This is a genomic window from Seohaeicola saemankumensis (assembly GCF_021021435.1).
Lineage (GTDB): Bacteria > Pseudomonadota > Alphaproteobacteria > Rhodobacterales > Rhodobacteraceae > Seohaeicola.
Genome location: NZ_JAINWI010000010.1, coordinates 13,514 through 34,106 on the forward strand (window position 1 = coordinate 13,514; position 20,593 = coordinate 34,106).

The 20,593-nt window shown below is 62.2% G+C and carries 15 protein-coding genes; 9 read left to right on the top strand and 6 right to left on the bottom strand.

Translation table 11 applies throughout. The features are described 5' to 3' along the window. Positions 1-233 precede the first annotated feature (233 nt). Together K7H22_RS06810 and K7H22_RS06815 are read left to right on the top strand one after the other, a co-directional pair. Entirely contained in the window at positions 234-626 is a 393-nt protein-coding gene (locus K7H22_RS06810; RefSeq protein ID WP_230799989.1) for a hypothetical protein, read from the top strand. A 101-nt stretch (positions 627-727) separates the two neighbouring features. After that, positions 728-1,087 carry a hypothetical protein gene (locus K7H22_RS06815; protein ID WP_230799990.1) on the top strand — a complete coding sequence of 120 codons (360 nt, stop codon included), beginning with the start codon at positions 728-730 and terminating at the stop codon, positions 1,085-1,087. Positions 1,088-1,877: 790 nt separating this feature from the next. Here K7H22_RS06815 and K7H22_RS06820 read toward each other — a convergent pair. After that, on the bottom strand, positions 1,878-4,139 hold the full coding sequence (locus tag K7H22_RS06820) for an adenosylcobalamin-dependent ribonucleoside-diphosphate reductase (RefSeq protein ID WP_230799991.1): 2,262 nt from the start codon (positions 4,137-4,139) through the stop codon (positions 1,878-1,880). A 206-nt stretch (positions 4,140-4,345) separates the two neighbouring features. Here K7H22_RS06820 and K7H22_RS06825 point away from each other — a divergent pair, with 206 nt between their 5' ends. Both K7H22_RS06825 and K7H22_RS06830 read left to right on the top strand, forming a co-directional pair. Further along, a complete protein-coding gene (locus K7H22_RS06825) occupies positions 4,346-4,777 on the top strand; it encodes a DUF1489 family protein (protein ID WP_230799992.1) in 432 nt (143 codons plus the stop codon). A 129-nt stretch (positions 4,778-4,906) separates the two neighbouring features. Continuing rightward, complete coding sequence (locus tag K7H22_RS06830; protein ID WP_330165840.1) at positions 4,907-6,172, top strand: SulP family inorganic anion transporter; 1,266 nt, start codon at positions 4,907-4,909, stop codon at positions 6,170-6,172. Between the two features lie 7 nt (positions 6,173-6,179). Here K7H22_RS06830 and hisG read toward each other — a convergent pair whose 3' ends face one another. From hisG to K7H22_RS06850, 4 genes are all read right to left on the bottom strand, one after another. Continuing rightward, positions 6,180-6,875: an ATP phosphoribosyltransferase gene (hisG, locus tag K7H22_RS06835; RefSeq protein ID WP_230799993.1), complete on the bottom strand. Its 696-nt coding sequence runs from the start codon at positions 6,873-6,875 to the stop codon at positions 6,180-6,182. Then, entirely contained in the window at positions 6,872-7,969 is a 1,098-nt protein-coding gene (locus tag K7H22_RS06840; protein ID WP_230799994.1) for an ATP phosphoribosyltransferase regulatory subunit, read from the bottom strand. Before K7H22_RS06840 ends, hisG begins: the two co-directional genes overlap by 4 nt. Continuing rightward, a complete protein-coding gene (hisS, locus tag K7H22_RS06845; protein ID WP_230799995.1) occupies positions 7,962-9,482 on the bottom strand; it encodes a histidine--tRNA ligase in 1,521 nt (506 codons plus the stop codon). Before hisS ends, K7H22_RS06840 begins: the two co-directional genes overlap by 8 nt. Positions 9,483-9,563: 81 nt before the next feature. Further along, positions 9,564-10,367 (bottom strand): crotonase/enoyl-CoA hydratase family protein, encoded by an 804-nt coding sequence (locus tag K7H22_RS06850; protein ID WP_230799996.1) that lies wholly within the window; start codon positions 10,365-10,367, stop codon positions 9,564-9,566. A 60-nt stretch (positions 10,368-10,427) separates the two neighbouring features. Between K7H22_RS06850 and K7H22_RS06855 the strand changes: the two genes are divergently transcribed. Beyond that, positions 10,428-10,622, top strand: a complete 195-nt coding sequence (locus K7H22_RS06855; protein WP_230799997.1) for a SlyX family protein — start codon at positions 10,428-10,430, stop codon at positions 10,620-10,622. Between the two features lie 9 nt (positions 10,623-10,631). Here K7H22_RS06855 and dnaE read toward each other — a convergent pair whose 3' ends face one another. Further along, a complete protein-coding gene (dnaE, locus tag K7H22_RS06860; RefSeq protein ID WP_230799998.1) occupies positions 10,632-14,153 on the bottom strand; it encodes a DNA polymerase III subunit alpha in 3,522 nt (1,173 codons plus the stop codon). A 201-nt stretch (positions 14,154-14,354) separates the two neighbouring features. Between dnaE and xdhA the strand changes: the two genes are divergently transcribed. The 4 genes from xdhA to K7H22_RS06880 are packed head-to-tail and all read left to right on the top strand — an operon-like array spanning position 14,355 to position 20,560. Beyond that, a complete protein-coding gene (gene xdhA / locus K7H22_RS06865; RefSeq protein ID WP_230799999.1) occupies positions 14,355-15,731 on the top strand; it encodes a xanthine dehydrogenase small subunit in 1,377 nt (458 codons plus the stop codon). Further along, complete coding sequence (gene xdhB, locus K7H22_RS06870) at positions 15,728-18,094, top strand: xanthine dehydrogenase molybdopterin binding subunit (protein WP_230800000.1); 2,367 nt, start codon at positions 15,728-15,730, stop codon at positions 18,092-18,094. The genes xdhA and xdhB overlap by 4 nt, the downstream gene beginning before the upstream one ends. Then, positions 18,084-19,046: a xanthine dehydrogenase accessory protein XdhC gene (gene xdhC, locus K7H22_RS06875; protein WP_230800001.1), complete on the top strand. Its 963-nt coding sequence runs from the start codon at positions 18,084-18,086 to the stop codon at positions 19,044-19,046. The genes xdhB and xdhC overlap by 11 nt, the downstream gene beginning before the upstream one ends. Beyond that, positions 19,043-20,560 (top strand): ABC transporter ATP-binding protein, encoded by a 1,518-nt coding sequence (locus tag K7H22_RS06880; protein WP_230800002.1) that lies wholly within the window; start codon positions 19,043-19,045, stop codon positions 20,558-20,560. The genes xdhC and K7H22_RS06880 overlap by 4 nt, the downstream gene beginning before the upstream one ends. Positions 20,561-20,593: the final 33 nt, after the last annotated feature.

Here is a 20,593-nt window from a genome sequence, read left to right on the forward strand (position 1 = left end):
GCTCAGTCAAAAATTCCCTTCGGGTTTTACTACTTCGGCCAATGTTCATTTCAGAGGCGGACAGGACATCACCAGCAGGAGAAAGGTTTTCAAAGGTCGCCGCAGCTTCAATCCAACCGACGCGTCTGGCAGGGCAGAGGCGCACAGGTTGGATCGAAGGAGCCATAGAGCAAGAAAGACAGACAGCTTGACCCGGGCATTGATCCGGACACTATCCAGAGAATGGCCCCCCCATGTTGTACCAGCATATCACGACCACTGTCTGTCACTTCACCGCTGACCCGCTTCACGTCTTCATCGCGCTGAGTAGCGATGCCCTCTTCCACGCAAGCCGCCTATTGGCAGGCTCACCGGGTGCGAAATGCGTCACCCGCATCGTTGACGCCCTGAGTAAGGCGGAGCCGCTGACCCGGGCAACCAAAAAGGACCTGCAGGCTATGTTGGATATCTTCTCGCTCGAACTTGTCGACGATTTCTACCGTCCCGAAGCTGGGTATTTCGCGGCGATCGATCCGGCTGATCCGGTCGTCGCCGATATCTGCTTGCTGACCGATGGCCTGCGTGAGGCGCTTGCCGAGAGCGCCCTCCTTCACGCGACAGCCCGGCCTGTTGCTGCGGCTGCCTGATGCGACCCACGCCAAAGCTGCCGCCCCAACGGGCGGCGGCCCTTGACGACAGGTGAACACGCGCGGCTCCCGCCGCCGACTGTTCGTCCGAAGGATGTCAAATGACAGAACTTCTCTATCCGAGAGCGGCCAGAGCTGCTGAACGACAGGCGATCGCCGCCGAATATGTTACGAACTTCATCCGCCGTCACGCGGATGGAGTTTGGCTCCTGCTCGAACAGGCTGCCGATCCGGCCGGATTGACGGCATTGGGCGATCTGATCGCCCTCTCCCACGACCCTCTACGGTGTCCGGCGGCGGTGCAGTCTGCTGTGGCGGCGATCGTCGCGGCACTATCAGAGATGTCGCAGTCGGCCATCGAGCGCGTCGAACACGCTGCTCGGGCGACCGACCCATTCGCCGCACACCGGTGGAACCTCGCACGGGTCGAGGAACTCGGCCGTTCCTTCAACGGCCACTGATCGATACTGGCCACGACGCTCCGGCGCTCGGGGCCACCCTCTCTGTGCAAGAAAGTCCTTGTGCGGATTTCGCCAGTGCCCTGCGCAAGCGGCGATCACGCTTGAGATGCCATTCGCATCGCATGGCTTCAACGCATGCCAGCAGGCCCTCTGCAAATATCAGATGCATTCCCGAGCGCGTGTAGATTTTGCATCAGCTCCGGATTCGTGCTCCGACAAACGCCGCTCCCGATCAAAGGACCAGCCGACGCACGTCCGATTGTGCCCTCTGGTGCCGATGCTTAGGAGCCAAAACGTGGACGTAAAGCACCTGCCTTACGCCTCGCTCGGTCAGGGCCGAGAGGCATAAGCTCTTCGCACTGTGGATCTTGCGCAGATAGATGTTGTCTCCAGCCTACGCCATACCAGCAGGTCAGGGCCTTCGATCTCGAAGCGGATGCGTGCGACTTGTTCGACCATTACCGATGTCGATCTCCCAGCTGAAATCACCATCATACCGAAAGTTGGGCACAATAAGTCTTGGCAGGCTGCTGACATCTCAAGTGCGCATCAAATTGCAAGCTTTGCCGCTCATCACACTCGGATCAAAGGCCCACTTGCCCTCGCGGATGATACCACTACCGACAAGGAAAGCCGACCAAAGAACCCTTTGTCACTTGAAACGGTGACAAATCGCGAAAAAACGGCGGTCTTTCCAAATTGACCTCTTTTGCCTGCAGAATAGACATTTTAGCCCGGCCAATAGCCACTAATTGGTCGTCATGATACAACTCCCTGCCCCCAGCGCCGCTTAACCGCATTTGGAGTGGCCGCAACTGGCACAGGTCATGCAGCCTTCGACCATCCGCATGTCGTATTGACCGCAAGACGGGCAGGCTTTGCCGCGGGGAAGTTCCAGTCCGACGACCTTGGATTGCGGATCTGTTTTCAGTCCCATCCCCTCTCCGGCGATGAAGCCGATCGAGATCATGTGACGCTCGATCACGCCGCCGATGGCCGCAAGGATCGACGGGATGTATTTCCCGCCCATCCATGCCCCGCCGCGCGGGTCGAAGACGGCTTTCAACTCTTCCACCACAAAGCTCACGTCGCCACCGCGCCGGAACACGGCCGAAATCATCCGCGTCAGCGCCACGGTCCAGGCGAAATGCTCCATGTTCTTGGAGTTGATGAACACCTCGAAGGGGCGGCGGTGGCCGTTGATGATGATGTCATTTACCGTCAAATAAATCGCATGCTCGCTATCGGGCCATTTCAGCTTGTAGGTATTGCCGTCCAGCGCTTGCGGACGGTCCAGTGGCTCGGACATGTAAATGACATCCGCACCCTGATCGGCTTCCGGCGTCTTGTCGGTGGTCTCGGATACGCTGAGCACCGATCCCGTCACATCGTTAGGGCGGTAGGTGGTGCAGCCTTTGCAGCCCGATTCATAGGCGGCCATATAGACCTCCTTGAACGCATCAAAGCTGATGTCCTCGGGGCAATTGATGGTTTTCGAGATCGAGCTGTCCACCCATTTCTGCGCCGCTGCCTGCATGCGCACATGATCCAGCGGGGCCAGCGTCTGAGCGTTGACGAAATAGTCGGGAAGCTCAGCGTCGCCGAATTTCTCGCGCCACATCTGCACGGCGTAATCCACGACTTCCTCCTCGGTGCGGCTGCCGTCTTTTTGCAGGACTTTACGCTTGTAAGCATAGGCAAAGACCGGCTCGATCCCCGACGACACATTGCCTGCATACAGGCTGATCGTGCCGGTCGGCGCGATCGAGGTCAGCAGCGCGTTGCGGATACCGTGAGTGCGGATTGCCTCGCGCACGTCATCATCCATCATCCGCATATTGCCTGACGCCAGAAATTTTTCTGCATCGAACAGTGGAAAAGCGCCCTTCTCCTTGGCCAAGTCAACCGAGGCCAGATAGGCGGCGCGGGCGATCGCGTGCAGCCATTCCTCGGTCTGACGCGCCGCTTCCTCCGAGCCGTAGCGCAGGCCGACCATCAGCAGCGCATCGGCCAGACCCGTCACACCCAGTCCGATCCGCCGTTTGGCCTGCGCCTCTTGCGCTTGCGCCTCAAGCGGGAAGCGGCTGGCATCCACCACATTGTCCATCATCCGCACGGCAACGGCGACCAGATCGGTCAGTTGCTTGGGATCCAGCCGCGCTTTCCTGCCGAAGGGGTCCGCCACCAGCCGCGCCATGTTGATCGACCCCAAGAGGCAGGCCCCGTAGGGCGGCAAGGGTTGCTCGCCGCAAGGGTTCGTGGCCGCGATCGTTTCGACATAGTTGAGGTTGTTCGCCGCATTGATGCGGTCGATGAAGATCACGCCGGGTTCGGCGAAATCATAAGTGCTTTTCATGATCCGGTTCCACAGATAGCGCGCCTGAACGGTGTGATAGACTTTACCGTCGAATTGCAGATCCCACGGCGCATCGGCCTTGACCGCCTCCATGAAAGGATCGGTGACAAGTACCGAAAGATTGAACATCCGCAAGCGGGCAGCATCGGATTTGGCGGTGATGAACGCCTCGATATCCGGATGGTCGCAACGCATCGTCGCCATCATCGCGCCACGTCGACTGCCTGCGGACATGATCGTGCGGCACATGGCATCCCAGACATCCATGAAGGACAACGGTCCCGACGCATCGGCAGCGACGCCCAGAACATCGGCGCCGCGGGGCCGGATGGTGGAAAAATCATAACCGATTCCGCCACCCTGCTGCATGGTCAGCGCGGCCTCTTTCAGCATGTCGAAGATGCCGCCCATGCTGTCGGGAATCGTCCCCATGACGAAGCAGTTGAACAGCGTCACGCGACGCCCTGTGCCCGCTCCGGCGGTGATGCGCCCTGCGGGAAGGTATTTGAAATCCTCAAGTGCTGTGTAGAAACGGTCTTCCCACAGCGCGCTGTCCTGTTCCACCTGCGCCAGCGAACGTGCGATGCGCCGCCATGTATCCTCGACCGAGCGGTCGATGGGGGCGCCATCCGCCTGTTTGAACCGGTATTTCATATCCCAGATCTGTTCGGAAATGGGGGCGGCAAAACGGGTCATGGCAGCGTCCTTAGGATCAGATGAGGTAGTATTCGGAATGATGCGGCGGGGGCATGGGCAAAACACGCAAGTGTTTTGCGACAGGACGTCGAGGATAGGCCGACTGACCCCTTTGGTCAACGCTTTCACAACAGCAAAGATCACCTGACACACCCTTGATCTCGCGGTTGCAGCCTCTATGCTCCACCATACTTGGGGATAAAGCCATGTCGCAGCCGTTGCATCTTATCAAACTGTCTGTCGGCACCGAAGGGGTCGAGGATCTGGCCGCTTGGCAGGCCAGTCCGCGCGCCAAAGGGCCGGACGGGTTGCCGCGCCACGTCACGCGGATGTGGCCCAAACGCGAGGCCGAGATTCTGGATGGCGGATCCATCTATTGGGTGATCAAGGGCGTGCTGCAATGCCGCCAGCGCATCCTGCGACTGGACGAGGTGTTCGGTGGCGACGGTATCCGCCGTTGCGCCATCGTGCTGGACCCCGAACTGATCCGCACCCATCAGGCGCTGAAAAAACCATTTCAGGGCTGGCGCTATCTTGCGGCAGGCGATGCGCCTGCTGATCTGGCCAAAGGGCGTGCCAACGAGGATACGCTACCCAGCGACCTGAGCGCCGCCCTGGCCGATATCGGCGTCCTTTAGGCCGATTTGCCGGACTTGCGCGGCAAACGGCGCGCGATGCGCGCCGAAATTCTTAGAGGGCATGGAAATGGCGCTTGAACCGGCGCAGAGGCGGACGCAAGCTGCGCGGATGTTTCAGGGCCATTCACAATGCTGCGTCCCCAACTGCTGACCAGTCTTCGTACCTATTCCCCTGCCGTGTTCCGTGCCGATCTTTTCGCAGGGATCACCGTGGCCATGGTTGCGCTGCCTTTGTCGCTGGCCATTGCCATCGCATCGGGCGCGACACCGGCACAGGGCTTGGTCACCGCGATTATCGCGGGGTTCATCATCTCGGCCCTCGGGGGCAGCACGGTGCAGATCGGCGGCCCCACAGGGGCGTTCATCGTCGTGGTGGCAGGTGTGATCGCGCAACATGGCTATGACGGGCTGATCCTGGCCACGGCAATGGCCGGTGTGATCCTGCTTGTGGCGGGATGGTTGCGGGCGGGCAGCCTGATCGCCCATGTGCCCGAGGCTGTCGTGAACGGCTTTACCATCGGGATCGCGGTGCTGATCGCGGCCAGCCAGTTGAAAGACTTGCTGGGCTTGTCCGTGCTGAATGAACCCGCCGAATTGCTGCACAAGTTCCCCGCGCTCTGGGCCGCGCGCGACACGTTCAGTCTGTCCGCCTTTGCCATTGGATTTGCGACAATGGTGTTGATCATCCTCTTTCGCCGTGCCGCCCCGCGCCTGCCCGGTCTGATTGTGGCAATGGCCATCACATCGGGCGCTGCGGTGCTGCTGTCGCTGCCGGTCGAGACCATCGAGGCGCGTTTCGGTGCGCTGCCCGACACCCTGCCCCTGCCTGCCCTTCCCGAACTGTCGCTGGCGCGGATATTCGAGGTTTTGCCCTCGGCGCTGATCATTGCTTTTCTGGCGGGGATCGAGTCGCTGCTATCCGCTGTTGTCGCCGACCGCATGACAGGCGCACGGCATAAACCCAATGCCGAGGTTGTGGCGCAGGGTGCCGCCAATCTGGCCTCTGCCGCGTTTGGCGGCTTGCCTGCAACAGGGGCGATTGCCCGCACCGCCACCAATGTGCGCGCAGGCGGAAAAACACCCGTTGCGGGCATGATCCATGCGGTGATCATCCTTGCAATGATGATGTTGGCGGCTGGCCCGACCGGAATGCTGGCCATGCCCGCCATGGCGGGCTTGCTGATCCTGACCGCGTGGAACATGGCCGAGCCACATAAATGGGGCGTTTGGATGCGCGAACGCCCGTCCGACCGTATGCTGTTGCTGCTGACAATGGCCCTGACGGTGCTGGTTGACCTGACTGTGGCGATCGGCGTGGGCGTGGCGCTGGGTCTTGCGCTCAAGCTGCGCGAGGGGCGGACGCGGCCTGAACCTTTCGATCCGCGTCAGCATTGAACGCCGCTCAATCCACCTCGATCATCTGGCAAAGCTGGCTCAGCGTGTCGCGATCCGCATCCGACAGGACGGCGGCGCGACTACGGAAAAGCGTGGCCTGCGATTTCAGGATCAACCCGTCCTGCAACAGTTTCAGGTGGTTGGCGCGCAAAGTCTCGCCCGTCGAGGTGATATCGGCCACGGCTTCCGCTGTCTCGAATTTGACAGTACCCTCGGTCGCGCCCTGACTATCCACCAGCGCATAGTCGGCAACCCCTGCCGCTCGCAGGAAATCCCGCACCAGACGGTGGTATTTGGTGGCGATTCGTAGCCGGAACCCGTGCCGCGCACGGAATGCCGCCGCCGCAGCGTCCAGATCGTCCAGCGTATCGACATCGACCCAAGCGCTTGGAACGGCAATGATCAGATCGGCATGGCCAAAGCCAAGCTCGGCCAATTCCTGAACCTGCTGATCCCACTGGCCCAGTTTCTCGCGCACAAGATCGGTGCCTGTTACCCCCAGATGGATACGTCCTGCGGCCAGTTCGCGCGGAATCTCGCCCGCCGACAGCAGCACCAGTTCGACATTTGCGATCCCGTCCACAGCCCCTGCATATTCACGCTCGGACGCGCTACGCGACAGGGTGATGCCGCGTGCCGCGAACCATTCAAAGGTCTTTTCCATCAGCCGCCCTTTGGACGGCACACCCAGTTTGATCGTCATGATGCGGCCCTCAGATCCAGCAGCAATCCGGGGCGGATCACTCCGCCTACGGCCGGGATCTCGACGCCCTGTCCAAGTACGCGGGTCAGCGCATCATAGCGCCCGCCAGAGGCGACAGGCGGCAGGTCGCTACGGCCCTCGGCATAGAAACCGAAGACGAACCCGTCGTAATACTCCATCGAGGTCCGTCCGTAGCTGGATTCGAATTCAAGCGCGTCGACATCCACACCGCGCTGCGCCAGCGCATCCACACGTGCAGCAAGGCGCGCCACGGCGGGACCGATGGCAGGCAGATCGACAGAGATGTCGCGCAGATGTTCCAACGCGAAAGGCAGGGTTTCGCGCACTGCCAGAACACTGTCCAACAGCGCGACCTCGTTCTCGCTGATCGGGGGGGCGGCCGCATCGTCACGCAGGGCTGCCACGCGGCTTTCGATCTCGGTCCGCTCGCGCAGGCCGATCAGGGGGGCGCAATCGGCCAGCGGATCGGCCGAGGCCAGAAGCGCAGCCCGCGTTTCCGGCACAGGCGCGCGGCCCGAATAGCGGTCCAGCAAGGCACGGAAACGGCGCGGGCGCCAGATATGGCGGCGCAGCGCTGCCTTGCGCGCAGGCGTGGTATTCAATCCGTCCACAGCCGCCGCAAGGATGCCGATATCGCCGGTCGCGGCGCGCAGCGGCAGATCGCCCAATGCGGCACGGATCAGGGCAAAAACCTCGGCATCCGCTGCTGCCGGATCGGTGCGGTCAAAGACCTCGAATCCGGTCTGGAAATATTCGCTGGCGCGTTCGGGATAGTCTTCTTGTCGCCGGAACACCTCGCCTGCATAGGTATAGCGAGCGGGCTCGGCCCCGTGCGCCATATGCATCTGAACGACCGGCACGGTGAAATCGGGGCGCAACATCTGCTCGCCGCGCATCGCGTCCGAGGTGACATAGGCTCGGGCGCGGATATCCTCGCCGTAAAGGTCCAGCAGGATATCTGCAGGCTGCAAGATCGGCGGGTCCACGACCTGCGCGCCTGTCGCTTCGAACAGCGCGCGCAGGCGTATCGCCTCGTCGCGGATCGCAGAGCGGGTGATGGCCGTATCAGGCATTGCTCTGGCTTTCGGGTTTCTGGCTTTCCAAAATCTCGCGAACACGGTCTACCATCTGGTCGCGTGGCACCTCGTACTGGCTGGGACGGCTTTGCCATTCCTCCAGCGTGGCATTCTCGGCGATCTGCGCGCCAAGGATCAGGTCCTTGATCTGCACAATGCCCCGCGCCTTTTCATCTCCGCCTTCGATAATAGCCACGGGTGAGGCGCGTTTATCGGCATATTTCAACTGGTTACCGAATTGCTTGGGATTGCCCAGATAAACTTCGGCGCGGATACCGGCGCGGCGCAACTCACCCGCCATCGCCTGATAATCGGCCATCCGGTCGCGATCCATGACTGTCACGACAACGGGGCCGCGCTCTTCGGACCGTATCCGGCCCTTCTCGCGCAGGGCCGCCAGCAGGCGGTCCACACCGATGGAGACACCCGTGGCCGGCACTTCCTGTCCGGTGAAACGCTTGACCAGATCGTCATAGCGCCCACCCCCTGCGACCGAGCCGAATTGACGCTTGCGGCCTTTCTCGTCGAAAATCTCGAAAGTCAGTTCGGCCTCGAACACAGGGCCGGTGTAATATCCAAGCCCGCGCACCACGGAAGGGTCGATCACGATGCGGTCGGGACCATAGCCTTGGCCGGCAACAAGACCTGCGATCTGTTCCAACTCGTCCACGCCCTGAACGCCGGACACCGAGGCCCCAACGGCGTCACGCAGATTGGCAAGCGTCTGGACCACGGTCGCGGATTTCGAGGTCAGGAATGCGATCACCGGTTCTGCCTGTGCGTCGGTCAGCCCGACACCGTCAATGAAAGCGCCCGAGGCATCAAGCCGCCCTTTGGTCAGCAATTCGCGCACGCCAGCGTCGCCCACCTTGTCGAATTTGTCGATGGTCCGAAGCACCGCGTCGCGGGCCTCGCCTTCGTCTAGACCCATGATTTCCAGCACGCCGTTCAAAACCTTGCGGTTGTTGACCCGCACGATGTAGTCGCCGCGCGGGATACCCACCTCTTCCAACGTGTCGGCCAGCATGGCGCAAATCTCGGCATCGGCGGCGACGCTTGCGGCACCGACCGTATCGGCATCGCATTGATAGAACTGCCTAAACCGTCCCGGTCCGGGTTTCTCGTTGCGCCAGACCGGACCCATCGCATAGCGACGGTAGGGCAGCGGTAGATCGTTGCGGTGCTGGGCATAGACCCGCGCCAAAGGCGCTGTCAGGTCATAGCGCAGGGCCAGCCAGTCGCCCGGCTTGGCCTTGTCGCCCTCTCCCTCGGCATCTTCCTGCCACGCGAAAACACCCGCATTGGGCCGATCCACATCGGGCAGGAACTTGCCCAGCGCCTCGACCGTTTCCACGGCGCTCGATTCCAGCGCGTCAAAGCCGTAGCGATGGTAGACGCCCGCGATCCGCGCCAGCATCTCGCTGCGCGTTGTGACATCAGAGCCGAAATAGTCGCGGAACCCTTTGGGGGTCTCGGCGCGGGGGCGCGGGGTTTTCTTGTCCTTGGCCATTGCGGGCTCCCTGAGGTCTTTGGCGGGGCGGTCTTGTCCGGCTTGCCTCTAACGGATGCAGACCAAGTGGGCAAGCCGCACTCAGAGATCGTCGAACCGTCCCGAACGTCCCTGCCCGCCTGCAAAGCGGGCGGCGCCGCTGCGCCCTTCGGCGGCAAACATTGCCGCGGACATCCATTCGCGGCGCAAAGCCTTGGCAAGTGCTGCGGGCGGGTTGCGCGCAGACAGGTGATCGGCGCGCATACAGCCTTGGGGAAACCGCGTCAGGGACAGCGCCAGTTCGCGCGCAGCAGGCAAGGCCTGCCCTTGAAGCACCACGCGATCCGCAAGCCCTATCGCCTGCGCTTCGGCGGCATCCACAGGACGGCCTGTCAGGATCAAGTCATTGGCCCGCCCCTGCCCCACCAGTTGCGGCAGGCGCACCGTGCCGCCGTCGATCAGCGGAACGCCCCAGCGGCGACAATAGACGCCCATGACAGCACCCTGCGCCATCACCCGCATGTCGCACCACGCAGCCAGTTCCATCCCGCCAGCCACCGCCGGTCCCTCGATCGCGGCGATCACAGGTTTGGAAAGCATCAGCCGCGATGGTCCCATTGGGCCCGCAAGGGGCTGCGCAACCGGATCGGTCCAGTCTTCGGGAATATCAACCGCTGCAATCCATGACGCGGCAGACCCGTCAGCGGCGGTTTTCAGATCAAAGCCCGCGCAAAACGCGGCCTCGGCCCCTGTCAGGATCATCACATCAATAGCGTCATCCGCCTCAAGCGCCAGAAACCCCTCGTACAGGGCCAGTGCTGTGGCGGCATCAACCGCGTTGCGCGCCTGTGGTCTGTCGATCGTGACCACGGCCACCCGATCGGCTTTGTCGATCTTCACTGTCATGACGGCGTCTTTCCTGTGGCTTGTCCTCATGGTATCTACAGCATCGCAAAAGGAGGCGTGATGCAACATCTGGAAGAGAAACTGGCCCATCTGCTGCGTTCGGTCGATGATCTGTCAGATATCGTCGCCGCCCAGCAGACCGAGATCGACCGCCTGACGCGCCGTGTCGAAATGCTCATGCAGCGCGAGGGCGAGCGGGAGGCCAGCGCCGGTGACAGCGTGATCCTTGCCGACCAGCGCCCGCCGCACTGGTAGGCGGCACGCCTAGATTTCCTGCACTTCCATCACGCCTGTCAGGGACCGGATCGCGCCCTTGATCTGCGGGTTGAGAGGGAAATCCTGCCCTGTATCAATCTCGGTCTCGCCGGGCAGCGCGGGGTCCATCAGGCAGAACATCACCGGACCGCGCGGCACGCCGCGCATCGTCTCGGCTGCCTGCCCAAGGACTGATGCCACCGAGGGGATAGCCGCTGCATCCTCGATAAATATTCGCAGTCCCGTCGCCCCTGCCTCGGCCACCACCCCATCCATCGCCACAACCGAGCGGCCCACGGGATCAAACTGCCCCTCGTTAAAGCGCGCCTCAAGGGTCATCACCACCTGATGGGTCTGATCAAAGACGCGGCGCACCGCGTCGAAATCATCGCAGAACATCGCAATGCCTGAGACTTGACTGGTCGGATCGCTGATATTCATGCGGAAAAACCGCGTACCGCGCCCCGATTTGCGTTCCTGCAAGGCAGAAACCAGCACGCCGACCTTGCCGATGGCACCGCCCTCGCGTTCGGCCTTGAGCTGGATTTCAGCCAAGGTCATCACATTGCGCCGCTTGAGCGCGGGCAGGTAATCATCCAGAGGATGGCCCGACAGATAGAAGCCGATGGCCTTGTGTTCCTCGTCCAGACGCTCCAGCGGCTCCCAGTCGGCGACGGGCATCAGGCGCGGTTCGGGCAGATCGTCACCCGCCTCGCCGAACAGTGACACTTGATTGGAGGCTTTCTGCTCGTGGATCGCAGCCGAATAGCTGACCAGCGCATCCAGCGCGTCAAAGACACGGCGGCGGTTCGTATCCAGCATATCGAAAGCCCCCGACCGCGCGAGCATTTCCAGCGGACGCTTGCCCACGCGTTTAAGATCGACACGGCGGGCGAAATCGAAAAGCGTGACAAAGGGCTTGTTGCGTCCCGTCTCGTCGCGCCGCGCGGCGGTGATCAGGCGCATCGCCTCGACACCCACGTTTTTCAACGCGCCCAGCGCATACACCAACTGCCCGTCCAGCACGGTGAACATTGCATCCGAGCGGTTCACACAGGGCGGCACGATAGTGATATCCAGCCCGCGCCGCACCTCTTCGGCATAGGTCGACAGCTTGTCGGTGAGATGCATGTCGCAATTCATGACCCCTGCCATGAACTCGACCGGATGGTTCGCCTTCAGCCAGGCGGTCTGGTAGCTGACCACCGCATAGGCCGCAGCGTGCGATTTGTTGAAGCCGTAATTGGCGAATTTCTCAAGCAGGTCAAAAACTTCCGAGGCTTTTTTCTTGTCGACCCCTTTGGTCATCGCGCCCGCCTCGAATTTGGGGCGCTCCTTGGCCATTTCCTCGGCGATCTTCTTACCCATGGCGCGGCGCAACAGGTCTGCACCGCCCAGCGAATAGCCGGCCATCACCTGCGCGATTTCCATCACCTGTTCCTGATAGACGATGATGCCTTGGGTTTCCTCAAGGATATGGTCAATCAGCGGGTGGATCGACTCGCGCTTTTTCAGGCCGTTCTTGACCTCGCAATAGGTCGGAATGTTCTCCATCGGGCCGGGACGGTAAAGGGCGACCAGCGCCACGATATCCTCGATACAGGTGGGTTTCATGCGGCGCAGTGCGTCCATCATGCCGCTGGATTCAACCTGGAACACCGCCACAGTCTTGGCGCTGGCATAAAGCTTGTAGGTCGCCTCGTCCTCCAACGGTATGGCACCGATATCGTCCACGGCCCCCTCAGGCGGCGTGTAAAGCTGCACGCCATCCGCGCGGATATGCAGATGCCGCCCGCCTGCCTTGATCAGATCGACCGCGTTCTGGATCACGGTCAGGGTCTTGAGGCCCAGAAAGTCGAATTTGACCAGACCGGCCTGTTCGACCCATTTCATGTTGAACTGTGTGGCGGGCATATCGGAACGGGGGTCTTGGTAAAGCGGCACCAGACGGTCCAGCGGGCGGTCCCCGATCACAACACCAGCCGCATGGGTCGAGGCATTCCTGAGCAACCCCTCGACCTGCTGGCCGTAATCCAGCAGGCGTTTGACCACCTCTTCCGACCGCGCGGCCTCGCGCAGGCGTTCTTCCTGCGCCAGTGCCTGTTCGATGCTGACGGGCTTGACTCCTTCCACCGGTATCAGTTTCGACAGGCGGTCCACCTGTCCGTAGGGCATTTGCAGCACCCGCCCGATATCGCGGACAGCGGCCTTGGACAGAAGCGCGCCGAAGGTGATGATCTGCCCCACCTTGTCGCGCCCGTAGCGGTCCTGCACATAGCGGATCACCTCCTCGCGGCGGTCCATGCAGAAGTCGATGTCAAAGTCGGGCATGCTGACGCGCTCGGGGTTCAGGAACCGCTCGAACAGCAGGCTGTAGCGCAAGGGGTCAAGGTCCGTGATCGTCAGCGCGTAGGCCACAAGACTGCCCGCACCCGAGCCGCGTCCCGGCCCTACCGGGATGGTGTGATCCTTGGCCCATTTGATGAAATCGGCCACGATCAGGAAATAGCCGGGAAAGCCCATCCCTTCGATAATGCCAAGCTCGAACTCCAGGCGCTTTTCATATTCCGCGACAGGGGCAGCATGGGGGATCACGGCCAGACGTGCAGCCAGCCCTTCCTGTGCCTGACGGCGTAGTTCCTGCACCTCGTCATCGGCGAATTTCGGCAAGATCGGATCGCGCTTATAGGCCTTGAAGGCACAGCGCCGCGCGATCTCGACGGTATTCTCGACCGCTTCGGGCAGGTCGGCAAAGAGCGTCACCATCTCTTGCGGTGATTTAAAATAATGCTGTGCCGTCAGGCGACGGCGCGGACCTTGCTGGTCAACATAGGCCCCTTCCGCGATGCAGATCAGCGCATCATGTGCCTCGTACATATCCGATTTGGGGAAATAGACATCATTCGTGGCCACCAGCGGCAAATCCATCGCATAGGCCATTTCCACAAAACCGCGTTCCGACTGTTGCTCGGCTTCGGGCAGACCACCGCCTTCGGGGTGGCGCTGCAACTCCACATAGATCCGGCCAGGATAGATCGCCGCCAGCTTGCCCATCAGGTCCTCGGCCGCGGGCCTCTGCCCTGCACGCAACAGCCGCCCCACAGGTCCGTCCGGGCCACCGGACAGACAGATCAACCCCGCGCTGAACTCGGCCAGTTCATCCAGCGTGACCTGCGGCAACTGCCCCGCCTTATCCAGATATAGGCAACTGTTCAGCCGCATCAGGTTCTCGTATCCGGTCTCGTTCTGCGCCAGCAGCACGATGGGCGCGGGATCGCGTGACCGCTCGCCCGGTTGCGCGGCAAGATAGCCGACCGAGACCTGACACCCCATGATCGGCTGCACTCCCGCCGCACTGGCCGAGACCGCAAATTCCAGCGCCGCGAACATGTTGTTTGTATCGGTTACCGCGACAGCAGGCATACCCGCGGCCGCACAAAGCCCGGGCAGTTTCTTGATCCGCACAGCGCCTTCCAGCAGGGAATACTCGGTGTGCACACGCAGATGGATGAATCGGGGGGAATTGCTCATAGGCGCAAAGCTACCCCAAGCCCTGCGCTTCGGAAAGCGATGAAAAACGCATCGACCCGCCGTTCTGCCATCAGCTTTTGCTTGCCTTGATGACGAATCCGCGCTTTCCTGCGGGGAACCAACAGGGTCCGCGCTGCTCTACGCCGCATCGAGACAGCGCAAAACAGGACAAGAAAACGGTAAGGCGGCAGGCTTAATCACATGGATATCTCCTTTCGTCTGAACGGGGAAAGCGTGGCGCTGACAGATGTCGCGCCCACGGTCACGGCGCTTGACTGGCTGCGCGAGGCGCGCGGTCTGACGGCGACCAAAGAAGGGTGCAACGAGGGCGATTGCGGTGCCTGCACTGTTATGGTGACCGATGCGGATGGCACGACTCAGGCGCTGAATGCCTGTATCCTGTTTCTGCCCCAACTGAACGGACGCGCCCTGCGCACCGTCGAGGGAATCAGCGGGCCCGATGGTGCATTGCATCCCGTGCAACAGGCCATGGTCGACCATCACGGCAGCCAGTGCGGCTTTTGCACACCGGGTTTTGTGGCGTCGATGGCCGTGGCCCATGCCAATGGTGACACCGATCACGATACTGCACTGGCGGGAAACTTGTGCCGCTGCACCGGTTATGTCCCGATCATCCGCGCCGCGCGTGCCGCCGAGGAACAGCCCGTCCCCGACTGGATCACAGCGGATCGCAGCTTCTTCTTGCCGGAAATATCCAAAAGCGAGCGCCAGCAACCCCGCACAAGTGCCGAATTGGCCGCAGCCTACCTTGCTGATCCGCAAGCCACGCTGGTCGCAGGGGCCACGGATGTAGGGCTTTGGGTCACCAAACAGATGCGCGATCTCGGGCAGGTGATCTTTCTAAGCCGTTGCGCCGATCTGCAACAGATCGCTGAGGACAAAGACACCATCCGCATCGGTGCAGGCGTGACCGTCGCACGGATGATCCCTTTGATGGAGGATGTGCACCCCTCTTTTGCGGCCATGCTGCGGCGTTACGGCTCGGCACAGGTGCGCGCGGCGGCCACGATCGGCGGCAATATCGCCAATGGCTCGCCGATCGGGGACGGGCCGCCCGCGCTGATCGCGCTGGGGGCAACGCTGCATTTGCGGCGCGGCGACACGCGCCGCGACATGCCGCTTGAGGACTTCTTTCTCGATTACGGCAAGCAGGATCGCCTTGGGGGCGAGTTTGTCGAAAGCGTGAGCTTTCGGCGCCAGCCCGACAGGTTGCGGTGCTACAAGTTGAGCAAGCGTTTCGATCAAGACATCTCGGCTGTTTGCGGCTGCTTCAATATCACTATTGTCGAGGGTCATGTGACAGCCGCACGCATTGCCTTTGGCGGCATGGCAGGCACACCCAAGCGTGCGCTCCATGTCGAGACAGCTTTGACCGGCCAGCCCTGGACTGAGACAACTGTCACCACAGCCTTGCAGGGCTTTGCACAGGATTTCACCCCGATGTCGGATATGCGCGCCTCGGCCCGCTACCGCTTGCAGACCGCCGCGAACATGCTGCGCCGCTACTATCTTGAGGATACGGGGCACAGCACAAGCATCATGCAGGTGCAGCCATGAGTGTCACAAAACCCCTGCCCCATGATGCCGCACATTTGCACGTGACCGGACAGGCGCGCTATGTTGATGACATACCGCTACCCGCCACAACGCTGCATCTGGCCTTCGGTCTGTCCAGCGTGGCGCGTGGGCGTATCACTGCGATGGATCTGGAGGCCGTGCGCAGCGCCCCCGGCGTCGTGATGGTGCTGACAGCGGATGATCTGCCCTTTTCGAATGATGTCTCGCCTTCGGTGCATGACGAACCGCTTCTGGCAACAGGTGATGTGCATTACCTCGGACAACCCGTCTTTGCCGTGATCGCCGACAGCCACCTGGCGGCCCGTCACGCCGCAAGGCTGGGCAGGATCGACTATGCCAAGCAAGACCCGATCCTGACGATAGATCAGGCGCTGGCCGCCAATAGCCGGTTCGAGGAAGGCCCACGTATCTATGCCAAAGGCGATGCGCCCGCTGCTATTGCGGCCGCCCCGCATCGCGTGGAAGGCCGCTTCGAGATTGGCGGGCAGGAGCATTTCTATCTTGAGGGTCAGGCCGCCCTCGCCCTGCCGCAGGAAGGCGGGGATATGGTCGTGCACAGCTCGACCCAGCATCCGACTGAAATCCAGCACAAGGTGGCCGAGGCATTGGGCGTGCCGATGCACGCCGTGCGCGTCGAAATCAGGCGCATGGGCGGCGGTTTTGGCGGCAAGGAAAGCCAGGGCAATGCCCTGGCCGTGGCCTGTGCCGTGGCCGCTTCGCTGACCGGTCGCCCCTGCAAGATGCGTTATGACCGCGACGATGACATGGTGATCACAGGCAAACGGCATGACTTCCGCATCGACTATGTCGCGGGGTTCGACGATCAAGGCCGCGTGCTGGGCGTTGAGTTCGTGCAATATGCCCGCTGCGGCTGGGCGCAGGATCTGTCGCTGCCGGTCGCGGACCGCGCGATGCTGCATGCCGACAATGCCTATCTGCTGGAACATGCGCGGATTGAAAGCCACCGTTTGAAAACCAACACGCAAAGCGCTACGGCATTTCGCGGTTTTGGCGGACCGCAAGGCATGGTCGGGATCGAGCGGGTGATGGACCATGTCGCGCATCATCTGGGCGTTGATCCGCTAGAGGTGCGGCGGCTGAACTACTATGCCGAGGCTGCGCCTGCGGCGCGCGGCGCAGGGGGGCTGTCTGCCCCCCCGTCCACCACAGGTGAACGCCCCCCCGAGGATATTTCCGGCAAGAAGAAACAGACCACGCCTTACGGGATGGAAGTCGAGGATTTCATCCTGCATGGTCTGACCGACAGGCTGCTGAAAACGGCCGAATATTATCGGCGGCGGCAGGCAGTGGCCGACTGGAACGCGGCCAACCCTGTGCTGAAACGCGGGTTGGCGCTCACGCCGGTGAAGTTCGGGATTTCGTTCACGCTGACCCATCTCAATCAGGCGGGCGCTTTGGTGCATGTTTATCAGGACGGCTCGATCCATCTGAACCATGGCGGCACCGAAATGGGACAGGGCCTGTTCCAGAAGGTGGCGCAGGTGGCGGCGGCACGGTTCGGGCTGGATGTGTCGGCGGTCAAGATCACCGCGACCGATACGGGCAAGGTGCCCAATACATCCGCGACTGCGGCGTCGTCGGGTTCAGATCTGAACGGCATGGCCGTCAAGGCGGCCTGCGATACAATCCGCGACCGGATGGCCGCGTATCTGGCGGTGCTGCATCAATGCGACGCGCAGGATGTGCGCTTCGCCGGTGGCCACGTTCTTGTAGGCGAGGCGCGTTACAGTTTCGCGGAAGTGGCGCAGATCGCCTATGCCGCGCGGATCAGCCTGTCGGCGACTGGATTCTATGCCACCCCAAAGGTGGAATGGGACCGGATCAAAGGCCAGGGACGGCCGTTTTTCTATTTCGCTTATGGTGCAGCCCTGACCGAGGTGGTGGTCGACACGCTGACGGGCGAGAACCGCATCCTGCGCGCAGATCTTCTGCATGATGCTGGCGCCAGCCTGAACCCCGCGCTGGATATCGGCCAGATCGAGGGCGGTTATGTGCAGGGGGCTGGCTGGTTGACGATGGAGGAACTTGTCTGGGACGATCACGGAAAGCTGCGGACGCATGCGCCCTCGACTTATAAAATCCCTGCTGTGTCGGACAGACCTGCCGTCTTCAATGTCGCCCTGTGGGACGGGGTCAACCGCGAGGATACGATCTATCGCTCGAAGGCTGTGGGAGAGCCGCCACTCATGCTAGGGATATCGGCGCTGATGGCGATCTCGGATGCGGTGGCAGCCTGCGGCACGGCCTATCCCGCGCTTGACGCGCCTGCCACGCCAGAGCGGATACTGGCAGCAGTGCAAAAGGTGCGCGATGGGCTTTGATCTGCAAGGCCTGAAGGCGGCTGTTGCCCGTCATGGACGCGTGGCGCGCGTGGTCGTGGCCCAGCGGCGCGGCTCGGCCCCGCGCGATGCGGGGGCTGCGATGCTGGTCTGGGAAGGCACGCGAGACGGCGGGCAGTCCGGCACGATCGGCGGCGGGACGCTGGAGCATCAGGCAAGTCTGGTGGCGCGGCAGATGCTGGCACGCGGGCCTGACACCCGTCTAAGCCGTCACGCGCTTGGCCCCGATCTGGGGCAATGCTGCGGCGGGGCCGTGCAGCTTTGGTCCGAGGTTTACGACGCCGCCAAGCTGACCCTCATGGAAGGCCAGGATGTGATTGCGCGGCCCGTCGTCACGGGGGCGGACATGCCGCTGGCTGTGCGGCGCATCCTGACCGCTGCGCGAGGTCAAGGCGCGCGCCCTGCCCCGCAACTGCTGGATGGCTGGATGATCGAACCAGTGGCCAAGCCGGAAACAGCCCTGTGGATCTGGGGCGCGGGCCATGTCGGGCGCGCATTGGTGGATGTTTTGTCCCCCCTGCCGGATCTGGCCATCACTTGGGTCGATACTGCAGGCGACCGCTATCCCGACTCTGTTCCTGCTGGCGTGACCGCCCTGCCCGCGGCTAATCCTGCGCGGCTGGTCGGCTATGCACCTGCAGACGCACATCACCTGATCCTGACTTATTCGCATGAATTGGATCTGGCGCTGTGCCACGGATTGCTGGGGCAAGGCTTTGCCAGCGCGGGGCTGATCGGCTCGGGCACCAAATGGGCACGGTTCCGGTCGCGGCTGGCGGCTTTGGGGCACACACCTGTCCAACTCGCGCGCATCTGCTGCCCGATCGGTGATCCGGCCCTTGGCAAACATCCGCAAGCGATTGCCATCGGCGTCGCCGCCAGCCTATTGACCAGTATCATGGTACAAACCGCATCAAGGGAGTGTCGCGCATGACAGCACCGGTTCTGAGCATCAAGGGGCTGACCAAAGCCTATCCCGGTGTTGTGGCGAATTCGGATGTATCCTTCGACGTGCGGACCGGCGAGGTGCATGCCCTGCTGGGCGAGAACGGCGCGGGCAAGTCCACGCTGGTCAAGATGATTTACGGGCTGGTCAAGCCCGATGCAGGCAGCATGACCCTGCAAGGCAAACCCTTCGCGCCCGCCGAGCCGCGCGCGGCACGGGCGGCGGGGGTGGCGATGGTGTTCCAGCATTTCTCGCTTTTCGATGCGCTGAACGTGGCAGAGAATATCGCTTTGGGGATGGAACACCCACCGCGCCTTGCTGATCTGGCAGGACGTATCCGCGACGTGTCCGAGACTTACGGTCTGCCGCTGGACCCGTTCCGCATCGTGGGCGACCTGTCCGCAGGTGAACGCCAGCGAGTCGAGATCATCCGCTGCCTGCTGCAAGATCCGCGCCTGCTGATCATGGACGAACCGACATCGGTGCTGACCCCGCAAGAGGTCGATATCCTGTTCGAAACCCTTCGGAAACTGACATCCGAGGGTGTGGCGATCCTCTATATCAGCCACAAGCTTGAGGAAATCCGAACGCTTTGCGACAGCGCCACGATCCTGCGGCTGGGCAAGAAGGTCGCGACCTGCACCCCCGCCGAGACAACGGCGCGCGAACTGGCGGAAATGATGGTGGGCACGGTGCTGCACACGCCCGAGCGCAGCGGGCGTGCCTTGGGCGATGTGGCGCTTGAACTCAGCGGGTTGGCGCTGCGCTCGCCTTCGGAATTCGGTTGTTCGCTTAAAGACATCAGCCTGTCGGTGCGGCAAGGCGAGGTGCTGGGTCTGGGCGGGGTTGCCGGCAACGGGCAGGACGAATTGTTGGGGGCATTGTCGGGCGAACTCCGCTCGGCGCCCGAGATGGTGCGGATGCATGGCAAGAGTATCGGCATGTTGGGACCGATAGAGCGGCGGCGGATCGGGCTGCTTTGCGCACCCGAGGAACGGCTTGGCCATGCGGCAGCCCCCGATATGAGCTTGACCGAGAATGCCATGCTGACGGGATCGCTGCGCGAGAACCTTGAACGTGGCGGGTTTCTGGATTGGGGCCGCGCCGAGAGCTTTGCCAAGGCGATTATCGCGCGCTTCGATGTCCGCACGCCAGGTCCGGGCAATGCTGCGCGATCGCTGTCAGGGGGCAACCTGCAGAAATTCGTGATCGGCCGAGAGGTGATGCAACGCCCCGAGGTGCTGGTCGTCAACCAGCCGACATGGGGGGTCGATGCCTCGGCCGCGGCAGCAATCCGGCAGGCTTTACTAGATCTGGCGGCAGGCGGCACGGCGGTGGTGGTGATCAGTCAGGATCTGGACGAGTTGATGGAAATCTCGGACCGCTTCGGCGCGCTGAACGAGGGGCGTTTGTCGCGTATCCGGCCCACATCGGAGCTGAGTATAGACGAGATCGGGCTAATGATGGGCGGTGCCCACGACATGGAGGTGGCGCATGTCTGAGGCATTGCACAATAAATATTTGAGGCAAAACAA